Here is a 15842-nt window from a genome sequence, read left to right as displayed (position 1 = left end):
CTGGTCGCTTGGGTTTGCGGAGTTGGCGTGTGTGGAGTCGCGGTCTCTCCGGAGGGAGGGACGTTGCGTTACAGGTTCGTTAGTTACGTTTTTAGGTAGGATGATCGCGCCGAGTGGAGTCTGGGTTTTCGCCAGGCCACCAGGCGTGCCTGTGTTAGAGCGGAATCGGAGTGAGATATTGGGAAGATACAGCGGATGTCCAGGATGGCCATCCCCGGTTTTTCTCAAGCAGTGCAGCTTGGGCATCATCGACCGCACGGCCGTATCCCGCTGCCGGTGCGCCCCATGGACACCCCACGCGGCCACGACAATGCCGGCACCGCGCGCCAGGCGCTGCAGGTGATAGTCGTTCTCCGGGCCGACCGGGTCGGTGGCTGCCTTCATGTTGACCGGATCCGTGGCCCTGAAGCCGAACAGGTTGGTCATACAAAGTGCGCCGTAACCCCATGATTTGGCGAAAGCGATGCAGCGGCGGATGGTCGGATCGTCGGTAACCTCGTCTGCAGTACTCGGATTGAGACCGATGAACATGGCGTAGCCTTCTCCTGCCAGGTCGCCGAAGTCGCGCCATAGCGCATAGCGGTAGGTGCGGCACGGCGAAAAGATGGTCGCGCGTTCGTGTTAGGTATCCATCGAGTCAGCTCCCCCAGGTGATCGTTCTTTCGCTCTCTGCAAACAGGGCGGCCATGCCATTGTACGCATACAGTTCACGGCGCAGGCTGCATGGTGGTGCCCATCGAATTGCGCGACCGCGGTGTTTGTGACAAAACTCCCTACGTTTGGTCGAACAATGCAATCCACGAAAGCAGGGTGTCGATGTCAAAGACCATATTGGAATCTGCGGTCTTGTTCGCAGCGAAGACGGCAGTTCCTGGTCCGTCTTCGCCACCTAGTACGACGATGACGACGAGGAGGAGGGGAAGTCCGTCGGCAATGTCGAGTGGGAGGTGCCGAAGTGAACCGAGTTAATTCCCGCAGGTAAGGCGACCGCCCGAGGGGGCGCCGCGGCATATGGTAGAGCAACGATGGTGTTTTGGGCAGGCAGGAGGTGCCAGAGGCCCACTGGCTAGTCTAAAGTAGTAAGGCAGTGTGAGCAGGAGAATTCAACACGGCTGCTGCCGCGTATGCCCCAATGTCCTGATTGCAAGCATCTTGCGTGCTTGTTTGTTATCAGATGGCCAAGCTCGGGCGTGGCCTAGGATCGGTCAATATCGACCTTTTCCAGAGCCCATCATGACAAAGATTGCGTTGCTTCAACGATCCAATTTGTCTGAAGACCAGTGGCATTCCATGCTTATCTCGCTGCTGCGAGGTTTAGCGGCGCTAATCGTTGCGGCCGCGCATCTGCGTGCCCAAGTCTACCCTGGCTTCGACACCGTTCAGAACCCATCACTGCCGTTTCAGGGGCTTGCTTTTGTAGCCGGGTTTGCCTACCTTGCGGTGATCGTTTTTTTCGTGCTCAGCGGCTGGCTTGTCGGAGGCAGTCTTCTCAACCGCATTGGCACCGACGGCGTTATCAGAAATTACACAATCGACCGGGTAACCCGGTTGTGGATCGTGCTGATGCCGACCTTTGGCGCGATTTTGTTGTTCGGCTTGGCGACGGCCGCGCTCAATCCGTCGCGTCTGTCATTCGCACCGGACAATGCGTACTCGGCAACTGCTCTTGTTGGCAATCTGGTTGGACTGCAAAACATTCTCGTGCCAGAGTTTGGCGGTAATTTTCCGTTATGGAGCCTAGCGAACGAGACTTGGTATTACGTGCTGTTTCCTCTACTCGTCATGCTATTCCGTACCCGGTCCACGTGGCGCCGGGTCCTGATCCTGTTGACGGTTGCCGCTATCGTACAACTGCTGAACAGCGCAATCCTGCTGTACTTTTCGATCTGGCTGCTGGGTGTAGCATTCTCACGCGTGCGGATCGAATGTGGCCCGTTCCTGCGCTGGACCTTATTTCTTGGACTCATCGGCGCGGCTGCCGCTATCCGCCTGAAAGGGAAGAGCGACATCAGTGTGGACAGCTTTGTCCAGTACCTGTTATTCAGCATGGTCTTCGTGCTGTTTCTGTCGAGCATGCAAGTCACGTGGGCACGTACGCGAGCTAACGAATGGGTCAACCGCGTCGGGCGATTCTTTTCGGAGTTCTCGTTTACGCTGTATGTCCTGCACATTCCACTGATGGGAGCGATGCTGCACCTTGCAGCGCCCGTCCTTGGCAACGCCAAGCTCGATCCTCACCGGCCGCTGCATTTGTTGGTGTATCTGCTCCTGTATGTTGGGCTCGTCGTCGGCGCCTTCCTGTTTCACCTGCCGTTTGAAGCCAGGACCTATCAGGTCCGGGAATGGCTGAAGACGACGTTACGATTCCGGAGCGGCGCCGTCCGGGTTTGATTTCCGGCGCCGCCGCATAGCCAGGGCAGGGAACTGCAGGACAAGTGGCGTCGTTGACAACAACGGACGCCACTTGTAGCATCCCACCTAATCATGAAGCACCTCTCTCGTCCATCGCGGCTATTCGCTGCGACGATCACCCTTTTCAGCATCCTGTTCATGCAGCTTGCTGTGGCGGCATACGCCTGCCCGGCGCTGAGCGTGCAGCATGAAAGCGAAGTCGCGCACATGTCGGCCTACGCGCCGCCAGACGAGATGCCGGCCTGCCACGAGATGGACCCGGTGCAGCCCAGCCTTTGTGACGCCTACCACCAGGCCGACAGCCAATCGCTCGACAAGCCTGGAGTGCCGCCACTGCAACCGTTCCTGGCCGTCGGCTTCGGGTTGCCGCTGCTACCGCTGGACGTCGCTTACCGACCAGACTCCACCTCCGCTAATCCTCCTTTCCTGACGCGAACAACGTCACCGCCCCTGGCGATCCGCCACTGCTGTTTCCGTATCTGATCCTCCTGCTTGCCAAGTCTGTCGTCGCTGTGCCGCGCGCACTGGCGATGTTGTGCGTTGCATCCTTGGAGGTTCCATGTTTATCCCATACACCGCGCCCGTGCTGGCGCGTCATCGCGCCTGTCGACACGGCGCACGGCTCGTACTCACCTCATTTGTCGCCACATTGAGCGCCGCATTGTGCGGCGGCGCCGGCGCGGCCAACAGTCCGCTGACACTGCAGGAGGCGCAGCTCCGCGCGGTAGAACGTTCCCGTCTTCTTGCCGCCAAGGACTATGCCGTTCATGCGTCGCGAGAACAGGCCGTCGCTGCCGGGCGATTGCCCGACCCCATCCTGAAGCTTGGCGTCGACAACGTACCGGTCGAAGGACCGGACCGCTTCAGCACGACGCGCGATTTCATGACCCAGCGTCGCATCGGCCTCATGCAAGACCTGACGCGCGCCGACAAGCGGCGCTTGCGCGCAGAGCGCTTTGAGCGCGAAGCCGACAAGACATCGGCGGAAAAGACTGCGGCCGCCGCCGCGATCGAGCGCGACACGGCGGTGGCCTGGCTGGAACGATATTACGCTGAGGCGATGGCAGGGCTGGTCGCCGAACAGGAACAGCAGGCGGGCCAGGAGGTCGCCGCGGCCGAGGCTGCATACCGTGGCGGACGCGGCGCACAAGCCGACGTCTTCAGCGTCCGCGGCGAAGCGGTTGCCCTGGCTGATCGCGCCCGCGAGCTGGGACGGCGCGTCGCCAACGCCAAACTGGCGCTCGCGCGCTGGATCGGCGAGGCGGCGCAGCTCCCCCTCGCAGGCAAGCCGGTGCTTGACGCCGTTCCGCTCGAGCTGAGGACGCTGGAAACCCAGCTTGGCCATCATCCCGAGATCGCCGTCCTGCGCAAGCAGGAAGACATCGCTGCAACCGAAGCGGCGCTGGCACGGGCCGACAAAAAGCCAGACTGGAGCGTCGAAGTCGCATTCCAGCAGCGCGGACACGCGTACTCGAACATGCTGTCTGTCGGTGTGTCCGTTCCCTTGCAATGGAATCAAGGTAACCGGCAGGACAGGGAAGTATCGGCACGGCTGGCACAGCTCGAGCAGGCGAAGGCCGAAAGCGAGGATGCGCTGCGGGCGCACGTAGCCGAAGTGGGGGCCATGCTCAATGAGTGGCAGAGCAACCGGGAGCGCCAGACGCGACTGGAGCAGGACCTGCTTCCGCTGGCACGCTCACGGACCACTTCAGCTGTCGCGCAATACCGCGGAGGCAAGACGTCGCTCGCCGACGTGCTCGCGGCGCGGCGCAGCGAACTCGATGCGCGCTTGCAAGTGCTGCAGCTGGAAGCGGACACTGGCCGTCTCTGGGCGCAGCTCCGGTTCCTGGTCCCTGCGGGCAGACAACACAATGCGAACCCGGGTACCGACGGGAGGCAGCAATGAACTGGAAAACCATGGCGATTGCCCTGCTGGCGGTGCTCGTCGTCGGGGCTGGGGGATATAGCGTCTATCGCCTCGGAATGAACAAGGGAATGGAAGCCGCAGCCGGCGCAGCGCCGGCTGCGCACGCAGGTGCGGGCAGTACGGGCGGCGCGCTCGATCCGGCGACCGGAAGGAAGGTGCTTTACTGGCATGACCCGATGGTGCCAGGGCAGAAATTCGACAAGCCAGGCAAGTCGCCTTTCATGGACATGCAGCTCGTTCCCGTGTACGCCGATGCGCCTGCGGACGAGGCCAAGGTCTCGATCAGTCCGGTGGTGGAACAGAATCTCGGGATCCGCACCGCCGAAGTCACGCGGGGCAAGCTGGCCATGGGCGTCGAAGCCGTCGGCACCGTCGCCTGGAACGAGCGCGACGTCGCGCTGGTGCAGGCGCGCAGCGCCGGCTTCGTCGAGCGGCTGTTCGTGCGGGCGCCGCTCGACCCTGTAAAAAAGGGCCAGCCGCTGGCGGCAGTGTATGTGCCGGACTGGGTCGCGGCGCAAGAGGAATTCCTGGCGGTGAAGCGCATGCCCGGGAACGGCCTTGATGGCCTGTTGGATGGCGCCAGGCAGCGCATGCGCCTTGCAGGCATGACCGACGCCCAGATTCGGGCTGTCGACGCCGGCGGGAAGGTGCAGCCGCGGGTGACGATCAACGCCCCGATCGGCGGCGTCGTGTCCGAGCTGTCGGTACGCGAGGGAACGACGGTTGCCGTCGGCGCACCGATGTTTCGGATCAACGGACTGGGCACCGTCTGGGTCAACGCGGAAGTGCCGGAAGCGGCCGCGGCGCAGGTACGCCCCGGCAGCATCGTGGAGGCGCGCACCCCATCCTCGCCCGGCACCGTGCTGAAAGGCCGGGTCAGCGCGATCCTGCCGGAAGTCGATCCGGCAACCCGAACCCTGCGCGCGCGAGTCGAACTGGAGAATCCAGGGCAGCGGCTCGTGCCGGGCATGTTCGCGACCGTGCGCTTCGCGCCGGCCGCGGGCACGGACACGCTGCTGGTACCGACCGAAGCAGTCATCCAGACGGGACAGCGCAGCGTCGTGATGGTGGCGCTTGGAGAGGGCAAGTTCACGCCGGTGGAGGTCGAACCTGGCAGCGAGGGCGATGGCAAGACCGAGATCCGCCGTGGGCTCGAGGCAGGACAAAAAGTGGTGGTCTCAGGCCAGTTCCTGATCGATTCGGAAGCAAGCCTGCGCGGAACCGCGACTCGCCTGGCCGAGCCCCCGAAAGCTGATCAAGTCTCGCAGGCCCCGCAGGGCGTGCGACCCCAACTGGCCGATACGGGTGCGGGCACGGGTGCGGATACGGGGGCCGGACACCATCGCGGCGAAGGCAAGGTCGAGAGCATCGACAAGGACGAAATCGTACTCTCGCACGGGCCGGTTCCAAGCCTGCAATGGCCACCGATGACGATGGGCTTCAAGCTGCCCGCCGGCGGATTGCCGGGCGAGTTCGCTGTCGGAGACTCGGTAACGTTCGAGTTCCGGCAAAGCGGTGAAGGCGAGTACGAGATCATCAATATCACCCGGACGCCCGGGGAGCAGAAAGGCCGGAAATGATCGCCCGACTGATCCGCTGGTCGATCGCCAATCGTTTCCTCGTGCTCCTGGCCACGGCAGGCATGACCGCATGGGGCGCCTGGTCCCTCCAGCGCACGCCGCTCGACGCGCTTCCCGACCTGTCCGACGTGCAGGTCATCATCCGCACGACCTGGCCCGGCCAGGCGCCGCAGATCGTCGAGAACCAGGTCACCTATCCACTGACGACCACCATGCTGTCGGTTCCCGGGGCGAAGACCGTGCGCGGTTATTCGTTCTTCGGCGACTCCTTCGTCTACATTCTGTTCGAGGACGGGACCGATCCGTACTGGGCACGTTCGCGCGTGCTGGAATACCTGAACCAGGTCCAGTCGCGGCTCCCGACGCAAGCGAAGCCCGCACTCGGACCGGACGCGAGCGGCGTCGGATGGGTCTATGAATATGCGCTGGTCGACCGGAGCGGCAAGATGGACCTCTCGCAGCTCCGTGCGCTCCAGGACTGGTTCCTCAAGTACGAATTGAAGACCGTGCCTAACGTGTCGGAGGTCGCAAGCCTGGGTGGCATGGTGCGGCAATATCAGATCGTGCTCGATCCTGCCAAGCTGCGGGCCTATAACATCGCGCATAACATGGTCATCGAGGCGGTGCAGAAGGCCAACCAGGAAGCCGGTGGTTCGGTACTCGAGCTGGGCGAAGCCGAATATATGGTACGGTCGAGTGGTTACCTGCAGTCGCTCGACGACTTCCGCAAGATTCCCCTGATGACCTCAGAGGCCGGTATTCCTGTCCGGCTCGGTGACGTCGCGCGAATCCAGCTGGGTCCGGAAATGCGACGCGGCATCTCCGAGCTCAACGGCGAAGGCGAGGTTGCAGGCGGCATCATCGTCATGCGCTCAGGGAAAAATGCACTGGAAACCATCGATGCGGTGAAAGCCAAACTGGCGGCCCTCAAGCCAGGTCTGCCCCCTGGAGTGGAAATCGTTCCCACTTACGACCGATCGCACTTAATCAGACGGGCCGTAGACAATCTGCGCGACAAGCTGGTCGAGGAATTTGTTGTCGTTGCGATTGTGTGCGCAATCTTCCTGTTCCATCTGCGCTCGGCGCTGGTCGCGATTGTCACATTGCCGATCGGTATTCTGGTCGCCTTTATCGTCATGCACTACCAAGGGGTGAACGCGAACATCATGTCGCTGGGCGGTATCGCGATTGCGGTCGGGGCGATGGTGGACGCCGCCGTGGTCATGATCGAGAACGCGCACAAGCATATCGAAGCATGGAATCACGCCCATCCAGGAGCGAAGCTGGAAGGGGAGGCTCGCTGGCGGGTTATTGGAGACGCCGCAGCGGAAGTCGGCCCAGCGCTGTTCTTCTCGCTGCTGATCATCGTGCTGTCGTTTATTCCGGTATTCACATTGGAGGCGCAGGAAGGACGCCTGTTCTCGCCGCTCGCGTTCACCAAGACCTACTCCATGGCAGCGGCTGCAGGACTGGCCGTGACCTTGATTCCGGTATTGATGGGTTACCTGATCCGCGGGCGTATTCCCGAAGAACACAAGAATCCCCTGAATCGCTTCCTGATCGCCGTCTATCGGCCCTTGCTCGATGGCGTGCTGCGCTTTCCCAAGGCGACGCTGGTCGCTGCCGCTGTGATTGCCGCCGTCACTATCTGGCCGATGACCCGGCTCGGCGCAGAGTTCATGCCGCCTCTTGATGAAGGCGACCTTCTGTACATGCCTTCGGCGCTACCAGGGCTATCGGCGGGCAAGGTGTCGCAACTGCTGCAGCAAACCGACCGCCTGATAAAAACCGTGCCCGAAGTGCAAAGCGTGTTTGGGAAAGCGGGACGGGCCGAGACGGCAACCGATCCTGCGCCACTGGAGATGTTCGAGACCACGATCCAGTTCAAGCCCAGGGATCAATGGCGGCCGGGAATGACCACGGATAAGCTGGTCGAGGAACTCGACCGCGTGGTCAAGGTACCCGGACTCTCCAACATCTGGGTGCCACCCATCCGAAATCGCATCGATATGCTGGCCACCGGCATCAAGAGTCCGGTCGGCGTCAAGGTAGCCGGTACCAGCCTGCAGGAGATCGATCGCGTTGCCGGAGAAATCGAACGGATCGTCAAGACGGTGCCCGGCGTGTCGTCGGCACTCGCTGAACGTCTCAACGGAGGACGCTATGTCGACGTCAACATCAACCGCGACCAGGCAGCCCGGTACGGCCTGAATATCGCCGACGTGCAGAGCGTCGTGTCGGCAGCAATTGGGGGCGACAACATCGGCGAGACTGTCGAAGGCCTGCAGCGCTTCCCGATCAACGTCCGCTATCCGCGCGAAATCCGTGATTCAATCGAAAACCTGCGGCAATTGCCCGTCCTGACGCCACGCGGGGCACAGATTCGCCTGGGTGATGTGGCAGAGATCCGCATCAATGAGGGCCCACCCATGCTCAGGAGTGAAAACGCACGCCTGTCCGGGTGGGTGTACGTCGACATCCGGGGACGCGACATGAACTCGGTGGTACGCGACATGCAGCAAGCTGTCGTGAAGGAGGTCAAGCTGCAACCGGGTTACTCGATTTCCTGGTCAGGTCAGTTTGAATACCTGGAACGCGCCAGTGCGAAGCTCAAGATTGTGGTGCCGGCGACGCTCCTGGTGATCTTCATCCTCCTCTACCTGACATTCAAGCGCTTTGACGAGGCGATCCTGATCATGGCCACCTTGCCGTTCGCACTGGCCGGCGGTATCTGGCTTCTCTGGATGCTCCGACACCACCTTTCGGTTGCCAGTGCGGTCGGCTTCATTGCACTTGCCGGCGTAGCGGCCGAATTCGGCGTGATCATGCTGCTCTACCTGAAGCATGCCTGGGAAGCCCGCCTGGCTGCCGGAAAGTCATCCGAAGCCGATCTGTTGGATGCCATTCGAGAGGGGGCGGTTCAACGCGTGAGGCCGAAGGCCATGACCGTCGCGGTAATCATCGCAGGTCTGGTGCCCATCATGATCGCCCATGGCACCGGTTCCGAAATCATGCAGCGTATTGCGGCGCCAATGGTTGGCGGGATGCTGTCCGCGCCATTGCTGTCGATGTTTGTGGTTCCGGTCGTTTATATGTTGATGCGCCGTCGGGAGCTGCGACAAGAGGATATCCCGAAACCCGCACGCAACGAGATCAGTTATGAAAGCACATGAATGATGTTGTCCGGTCGCGGATGAAAAACTCTACTTTACCCACCTTGAGGAGAATCTCATGAAACGTTTTGCCCCACTGTCCCTGATCGCTGCATTGACCATTTCCGGCGCTGCCTTCGGCCAAGCTGGCGATATGAAGGGTATGGATATGAAACAAGGCTGCATGGACATGAAAGATATGAAGGGCATGGATATGTCGGCATGTCAGGACATGATGAAGGAGAAAACGTCCGATAGCGCCCAGGGTACGCCCCAAAAAGGGATGGTGCATAAAACGTCAGGCGTAGTGAAGGCGCTGGATCAGGCCAACGGCAAAGTGACGCTTGCACACGATCAGGTAAAAACCCTCAACTGGCCGCCAATGACGATGAGTTTCGGCGTCAAGGACAAGTCATTGCTCGAAAAGTTGGTCGTCGGCAAGAAGGTTGACGTGGAGTTCACCCAGCAAGGGTCGAATTACATCATCTCATCTGTCAAATAACGCGCGTACGGGCGTTCATGCTCGTACCAAGTCATCCAGCGCAGTGACACGCCAGGGCAGCCGCGGTCGCGGCCCTGGCGTGTCATTGTGCTGACGCTGAATGATTAGAATGCTGATCACTACCTCTTCAGAAAGGCTTGTCGCAGCCAGAGCCAGGTGACCGTTAGCGGCGCCTTCGTCAGCGCATGGGAATCAGGAAAGCGGGAAGGATCGGGCGCTAAAGGGAGGCGTCTTGAACACTACATTACTGCTCCCCATCGCACGCCGCGGCGATTTCCCCATTTTGCAGTGACCCGATCAGCGGGCAGGAAACGCTTCCGACTCTCGCACGGCAGGCGCACACCAATTCAGACAGGACTGCCTCCATACGTGCCAGGTCCCCCATTTTCTCGCGCACGTCTGACAGCTTGCGCTGCGCAAGACTGCTGGCTTCGTCGCAATGCGCGCCATCTTCCAGATGCAACAGCTCCGCAACCTCGTCCAGGCTGAAACCCAGCCTCTGGGCTGATTTAATGAATCGCACACGTGTTACATCTGCCTCACCGTAGCGGCGGATTCCCCCATAAGGCTTGTCAGGCTCTCGCAACAGTCCCTTGCGTTGATAGAACCGTATGGTCTCCACGTTGACCCCGGCTGCCTTGGCAAATGCGCCGATCGTCAGATCTTCCAATTTGCTTTCCATATCGCTTGACTCCGTACCTGACTACGGAAGTAAGGTTACGCTATTCAATTCAGATTCGAAAGGAAAAGCGCATGTCTGAACCAGCAAACGGGCGTGGAGCGCTCTTCGCCGGAGGATTAGCTGCGATCCTCGCCTCAGCCTGCTGCCTGGGACCGTTGCTCCTGGTTACCTTGGGATTCAGCGGCGCCTGGATCGGCAACCTTACATTGCTGGACCCTTATCGGCCGCTCTTCATCAGTCTGGCGTTGCTAGCATTGTTCGTTGCGTGGCGGCGCATTTATCGCCCAGAACAAGCCTGCGCACCTGGGGACGTTTGCGCGACACCCCAAGTGCGAGCTACCTATAAGCTGATTTTCTGGGTTGTGGGTGGTCTCGTTCTGGTCGCGCTCGGATTTCCTTACGTTATGCCCTTTTTCTATTGATCCCTGGAGTTCTCCATGAAAAAACTGCTAGCTACTCTCGTCTTCGCGACCGTTATTGCCCCTGCCTGGGCCGCAACCCAAACCGTCACGCTGGCCGTACCGGGCATGAACTGCGCTACCTGCCCCATCACCATCAAGAAGGCACTCTCCAAAGTCGACGGCGTGAGCAAAGTTGACGTGACTTTCGAGCCGCGCGAAGCGGTCGTCACCTTCGATGACGCGAAGACCAGTGTGCAGAAACTCACCAAGGCTACTGGAGATGCGGGCTATCCATCCCACGTCAAGTAGTGAGTCTGCGTGGACCGGGAGTCCTTCGCGAGAGAATAAAGAAACAGGAGTGGTTGCATGACTTATCTAGAAATATCCGGCATGACCTGCGGATCTTGCGCGGCGCATGTCAAGGAAGCGCTGGAGACCGTACCGGGCGTGCGGGCGGTGCTTGTGTCCTACCCGGAGGGAAGGGCTGAAGTTTCGACTGAGTCAGGCACCTTACCCGGAGCGTTAATCGCCGCTGTAGACGGGCTCGGCTACAAAGCGACGCTTGCCGATGCGCTACTGGCAAACAACCGGACCGGACTTCCGGACACCGTGCGCAAATCGATGGGAAGCGCCGATAACCGCGCCAGAGGTGACAGCGATCGGCGGTTGAATATAGCCGTCATCGGCAGCGGTGCGGCCGCGATGGCCGCTTCGCTCAAAGCCGTGGAGCAAGGCGCGCGGGTCACGCTCATCGAACGTGGCACGATCGGCGGCACCTGCGTGAATATCGGCTGCGTCCCATCCAAGATCATGATCCGTGCCGCGCACGTCGCCCATCTCCGGCAGAAAAGCCCGTTCGACGTCGGTGTCGGGGCCACGATGCCAGCCATTGACCGTAATAAGCTGCTGGCCCAGCAGCAGGCGCGCGTCGATGAACTGCGACATGCTAAATACGAGAGCATTCTTGAAGGTAACCCAGCTATCACCGTCTTGCATGGCGAGGCTCGTTTTAAAGGTGAGCACGCGCTGGCGGTGCGCTTGCCGGATGGCGGTGAGCGTGAGGTAACATTTGACCGCTGCCTGGTCGCTACCGGTGCCAACCCGGCGATCCCTCCGATCCCTGGATTGAAGGGCACGCCTTACTGGACTTCCACTGAGGCCTTAGTCAGTGACGCGGTTCCCCAGCGATTGGCCGTGATCGGCTCGTCGGTGGTGGCACTGGAGCTGGCCCAAGCCTTCGCCCGGCTGGGCAGCAAAGTGACGGTCTTTGCACGCAGCACCTTGTTCTCTCAAGAAGACCCGGCTATCGGTGAGGCGTTGACAGCGGCTTTCCGTGCTGAGGGCATTGAGGTGCTGGAGCACACCCAGACTCGGCAGGTCGCCCATGTAAGTGGTGAGTTCGTGCTGACGACCGCGCGCGGCGAACTACGCGCTGACAAGCTGCTCATTGCCACCGGCCGGGCACCGAACACCCGCGGCCTGGCCCTGGATGCCGCTGGCGTCACCGTTACTGCGCAAGGGGCCATTCGCGTTGACGAGGGTATGCGGACCAGTACACCCCACATTTACGCCGCCGGCGACTGCACTGATCAGCCGCAACTCGTTTACGTGGCGGCGGCTGCTGGTACCCGCGCCGCGATCAACATGATGGGCGCAGATAGCGCCCTGGATTTGAGGGCAATGCCGGCCGTAGTGTTCACCGATCCGCAAGTGGCGACTGTGGGCTACAGTGAAGCGCAGGCGCACCATGAGGGCATCGAGTCTGATAGTCGGTTGCTGACACTAGACAACGTACCGCGTGCGCTCGCCAACTTTGATACACGGGGCTTCATCAAGCTGGTGGCTGCGGCCGATGATGGACGTTTGCTCGGCGTTCAGGCCGTTGCGCCAGAAGCAGGCGAACTGATCCAGACAGCGGCCCTGGCCATTCGTAACCGCATGACAGTGCAGGAACTGGCCGATCAGTTGTTCCCCTACCTGACTATGGTCGAGGGCTTGAAGCTGGCGGCGCAGACCTTCAACAAGGATGTGACGCAGCTTTCCTGCTGCGCCGGATAATGTTTATCGGTCGCGGCTGCCCGCCATGCCGTCATTTGCGCACGGTGGGGACGAGGCCGTGGTCCATCGCATGGATCATCTTGCCGACACCTGGACAATCTGCGGCGCTTCGCGCAGCACCGCACAAAGCCGGGTGTCTGCATCAAGTTCGTTTCAGCTTTCTTGTGTGTGCGCTTCTCGCCGCAAGCATGCTACATTGACCATATGTGCAGCAGGCTACGATCATTTTTCTTGTGCCTACTCATCGTTTCCTTACCAGTGCAGGGCATTGCGGGAGTGGCGAGGTTTGCATGCGGCATGTCTCACCATGCTTCAGTCGTCCCCAGTGCCGAGTCGGATGTTACATTGGCGGTAGCCGCCGCAGACGCCGACAGTCAGGCGGTCACTCACGAACATGTCGCCCCGGCGGCGCAGAGCGCTTCTTCACCTGATGGCGACTGTGAGTCCACAAGCAAGGATGCGCATGAGCGGTCCAGTTGCGGTAGCTGCGCGGGCTGTAGCATTGGCGCATACGCGCCGCCCCCGGTGGCCCTTCTAAGCGCAATGGAAGAACCGGCCAACGGACTTCAGCAATTCTCCCCATCCTCTTTTACCGGGCATATCCCAGCCCGGATCGAACGCCCACCTCGTCTTCTCACGCCAACCGCGGCGTGACAACTCACCGCGGCTAGTGCCGGCGAACGCTTCCTGAACCTGCTGCTCAGCCTGTGCTACGCGCCCGTGCGTCCAGGCTCGCGCGCGTTCCTGCGGCTTTGCTCCGACAGCAGCGCCCGGTGCCTGCCGCGTCGGCCGCGAGCCCGGCCTGCGCACGTGCCGGGAGCACGGACATTGGCCTGGCACCTCGCCGCGCAGCCTGTCTGCGCCATAACTTTCAATTCGTATCGGAGGTCCATATGAAGTATGTCGATGTATCTGAAGGGGGCGTCAGCAGGTGGCGCCGCCGCTTCCTGCAAGGGCTTGGTGCAGTGGCCGGGCTCGCAGGCTTGAGTCCGGGTTCACTGTTCGCTGCCCCGGAGGACCGCAGGGCCCTGCGCGGCAGTAATTTCGACCTGGAGATCCGGCCTGCAGCCGTCAACTTTACCGGCGCCGACCGCATTGCCACCGTGGTCAACGGCCAGCTTCCGGCCCCGACGCTCTACTGGAACGAGGGCGATACTGTGACCATTCGGGTCACCAACCGGCTCCCCACGGTCAGTTCGATCCACTGGCACGGCATCCTCCTTCCAGCCGAGATGGATGGTGTGCCGGGATTGAGTTTCGCCGGCATCGAGCCTGGCCAGACGTTCACGTACCGGTTCGACGTCAAGCAGAGCGGCACTTACTGGTACCACAGCCACTCCGCCTTCCAGGAGCAGACCGGTTTGTACGGTCCGATCGTCGTGATCCCGAAGGGAGGGGAGCGCATACCGGCAGACCGTGACTACGTGGTGATGCTCTCGGACTGGACCGACGAGAAGCCCGAGCGTGTGCTGGCGAACCTGAAGAAGATGAGCGACTTCTTCAACAACAAGCAGCCGACCTTCGGCGAATTCGTGCGTGACGTCCAGACGATGGGCTTTTCCGCCGCCGTCGACAAGCGCAAGATGTGGAACCAGATGCGGATGATGCCCAACGACTTCAGCGACGTGACGGCGAGCAGGAACATCAGCGGAGCGCTTCGATACCTTATCAATGGCGCCACGGCGGAGATGAACTGGACGGGCTTGTTCCGCCCAGGCGAGAAGGTCCGCCTGCGCCTCATCAACGGCGCGGCGACGACCATCTTCGACGTACGTATCCCGGGCCTGAAGATGACGGTGGTTTCTGCCGACGGCCAGGATGTGGAGCCGGTCAGCGTGGACGAGATACGCATCTCGGTGGCGGAAACCTACGACGTCATCGTCGAACCGAGCGAGGAAAAGGCGTACACGGTTTTCGCCCAGTCGATAGGCCGTTCGGGATTCGTGCGCGCGACGCTTGCGCCACGAGCAGGCATGCAGGCACCCGTTCCTGCCGTGGACGAAGCACAGTGGCTGACCATGACGGACATGATGGGTGCGATGGCCATGTCCGGCATGCACGGTGGTGGACACGGCGGGCACGGGACGGATGCACAGGGGACGGGGCGCTCTTCATCCGCTGGGAGAGTCGCCGCCGCCTCGGCTCATCAGGGCCATGGACAGCAAGCCGCTGCCCCGGCCGACGCTCATGCCGCGCACGCGCAAATGTCCTCGCCGGCCAAGCCTGTCCAGCCTCCCAAGGTTACCCATGCGCGCACCGAATATGGACCAGGCGTCGACATGCACGTCGATATGCCGCGCACGAACCTCGATGATCCTGGCGTCAACCTGCGCGGGAATGGCCGCCGCGTTTTGACCTATGCGGATTTGCGGACGATCGGCGCCTCGGTCGATCCGAGGGAGCCGACACGCGAGATCGAACTTCACCTGACAGGCAACATGGAGCGGTTCATGTGGTCGTTCGACGGCCAGAAATTCTCCGAGGCCCTGCCCATCCATTTCCGGTATGGCGAGCGGCTGCGCATCGTTCTCGTCAACGACACCATGATGAACCACCCGATCCATTTGCATGGGATGTGGAGCGACCTGGAGTCCGAAAACGGGGAGTTCCAGGTGCGGAAACATACCATCAACGTGCAGCCCGCACAACGAATCACCTACCGCGTCACAGCCGACGCACGCGGCCACTGGGCCTTTCACTGCCACCTGATGTACCACATGGAAGCCGGCATGTTCAGGGAGGTGGTCGTATCATGAGGACTCCTGCGATGAAATTAATGCCTCCCACACTGATCCTGGCTGGTGCGCTGTCAGTGAGCGCAATGGCACAGACTGCGCCGCCAGCGGGACACCAACCCCAGCCGCCCCAGCCCGTCAGTGGACACGACATGTCGACGATGGACCATTCGAAGATGGGTCACGCTGCGCCGCCTGCCTCGAACGCAATGCCATCGCAGCAAACAACGGCTGCTCCGGGTTCAACAAAAACTGGGGAAGCTGCTCACGCCGGCCACGGGAGCCCAGCGGCGGCACCACAGGCGACAACCCCAGTCCAGAAAGCGGAACCCCAGGCACACGACACTGGGCACGCAGGCCACGGCACGCAGCCACAGACCGCGCCCGTCGCCA

12 protein-coding genes are annotated in these 15842 nt (G+C 61.3%); 10 read left to right on the top strand and 2 right to left on the bottom strand.

Annotated features, from left to right (window positions below; genetic code table 11):
- Positions 1 to 606, bottom strand: a 606-nt coding sequence (locus tag ACFPOU_RS04945) for a DUF1643 domain-containing protein (protein WP_379717826.1), incomplete at its 3' end; no start/stop codon positions are given.
- Positions 607 to 1233: 627 nt separating this feature from the next.
- Here ACFPOU_RS04945 and ACFPOU_RS04940 point away from each other — a divergent pair.
- The 6 genes from ACFPOU_RS04940 (at position 1234) to ACFPOU_RS04915 (ending at position 9573) form a co-directional block, all read left to right on the top strand.
- On the top strand, positions 1234 to 2391 hold the full coding sequence (locus tag ACFPOU_RS04940; protein WP_379717808.1) for an acyltransferase family protein: 1158 nt from the start codon (positions 1234 to 1236) through the stop codon (positions 2389 to 2391).
- Positions 2392 to 2484: 93 nt separating this feature from the next.
- Entirely contained in the window at positions 2485 to 2895 is a 411-nt protein-coding gene (locus ACFPOU_RS04935) for a hypothetical protein (protein ID WP_379717806.1), read from the top strand.
- A 76-nt stretch (positions 2896 to 2971) separates the two neighbouring features.
- Positions 2972 to 4318 carry a TolC family protein gene (locus ACFPOU_RS04930; protein ID WP_379717804.1) on the top strand — a complete coding sequence of 449 codons (1347 nt, stop codon included), beginning with the start codon at positions 2972 to 2974 and terminating at the stop codon, positions 4316 to 4318.
- Entirely contained in the window at positions 4315 to 5919 is a 1605-nt protein-coding gene (locus ACFPOU_RS04925; RefSeq protein ID WP_379717802.1) for an efflux RND transporter periplasmic adaptor subunit, read from the top strand. Before ACFPOU_RS04930 ends, ACFPOU_RS04925 begins: the two co-directional genes overlap by 4 nt.
- Positions 5916 to 9092 (top strand): efflux RND transporter permease subunit, encoded by a 3177-nt coding sequence (locus tag ACFPOU_RS04920; protein ID WP_379717800.1) that lies wholly within the window; start codon positions 5916 to 5918, stop codon positions 9090 to 9092. The genes ACFPOU_RS04925 and ACFPOU_RS04920 overlap by 4 nt, the downstream gene beginning before the upstream one ends.
- Before the next feature lie 58 nt (positions 9093 to 9150).
- Positions 9151 to 9573: a copper-binding protein gene (locus ACFPOU_RS04915; RefSeq protein WP_379717798.1), complete on the top strand. Its 423-nt coding sequence runs from the start codon at positions 9151 to 9153 to the stop codon at positions 9571 to 9573.
- A gap of 244 nt (positions 9574 to 9817) precedes the next feature.
- Here ACFPOU_RS04915 and merR read toward each other — a convergent pair whose 3' ends face one another.
- The gene (gene merR / locus ACFPOU_RS04910) at positions 9818 to 10255 is read right to left on the bottom strand and encodes an Hg(II)-responsive transcriptional regulator (protein ID WP_379717796.1); all 438 of its coding nucleotides are present in this window, start codon (positions 10253 to 10255) and stop codon (positions 9818 to 9820) included.
- Positions 10256 to 10326: 71 nt separating this feature from the next.
- On the opposite strand from merR, the gene merT reads away from it, so the two are divergent.
- From merT to ACFPOU_RS04890, 4 genes are all read left to right on the top strand, one after another.
- Complete coding sequence (gene merT, locus ACFPOU_RS04905; RefSeq protein WP_379717794.1) at positions 10327 to 10677, top strand: mercuric ion transporter MerT; 351 nt, start codon at positions 10327 to 10329, stop codon at positions 10675 to 10677.
- A 15-nt stretch (positions 10678 to 10692) separates the two neighbouring features.
- Positions 10693 to 10965, top strand: coding sequence for a mercury resistance system periplasmic binding protein MerP (merP, locus tag ACFPOU_RS04900; protein WP_379717792.1), 273 nt, complete (start codon positions 10693 to 10695; stop codon positions 10963 to 10965).
- 57 nt (positions 10966 to 11022) lie between these two features.
- Positions 11023 to 12714 (top strand): mercury(II) reductase, encoded by a 1692-nt coding sequence (gene merA / locus ACFPOU_RS04895; RefSeq protein WP_379717790.1) that lies wholly within the window; start codon positions 11023 to 11025, stop codon positions 12712 to 12714.
- An 893-nt stretch (positions 12715 to 13607) separates the two neighbouring features.
- A complete protein-coding gene (locus ACFPOU_RS04890) occupies positions 13608 to 15470 on the top strand; it encodes a copper resistance system multicopper oxidase (RefSeq protein WP_379717788.1) in 1863 nt (620 codons plus the stop codon).
- The last annotated feature ends 372 nt before the right edge of the window (positions 15471 to 15842 follow it).

This window comes from Massilia jejuensis (assembly GCF_042656795.1).
Taxonomy (GTDB): domain Bacteria; phylum Pseudomonadota; class Gammaproteobacteria; order Burkholderiales; family Burkholderiaceae_D; genus Telluria; species Telluria jejuensis.
This window is presented reverse-complemented; position numbering and strand designations above follow the sequence as displayed.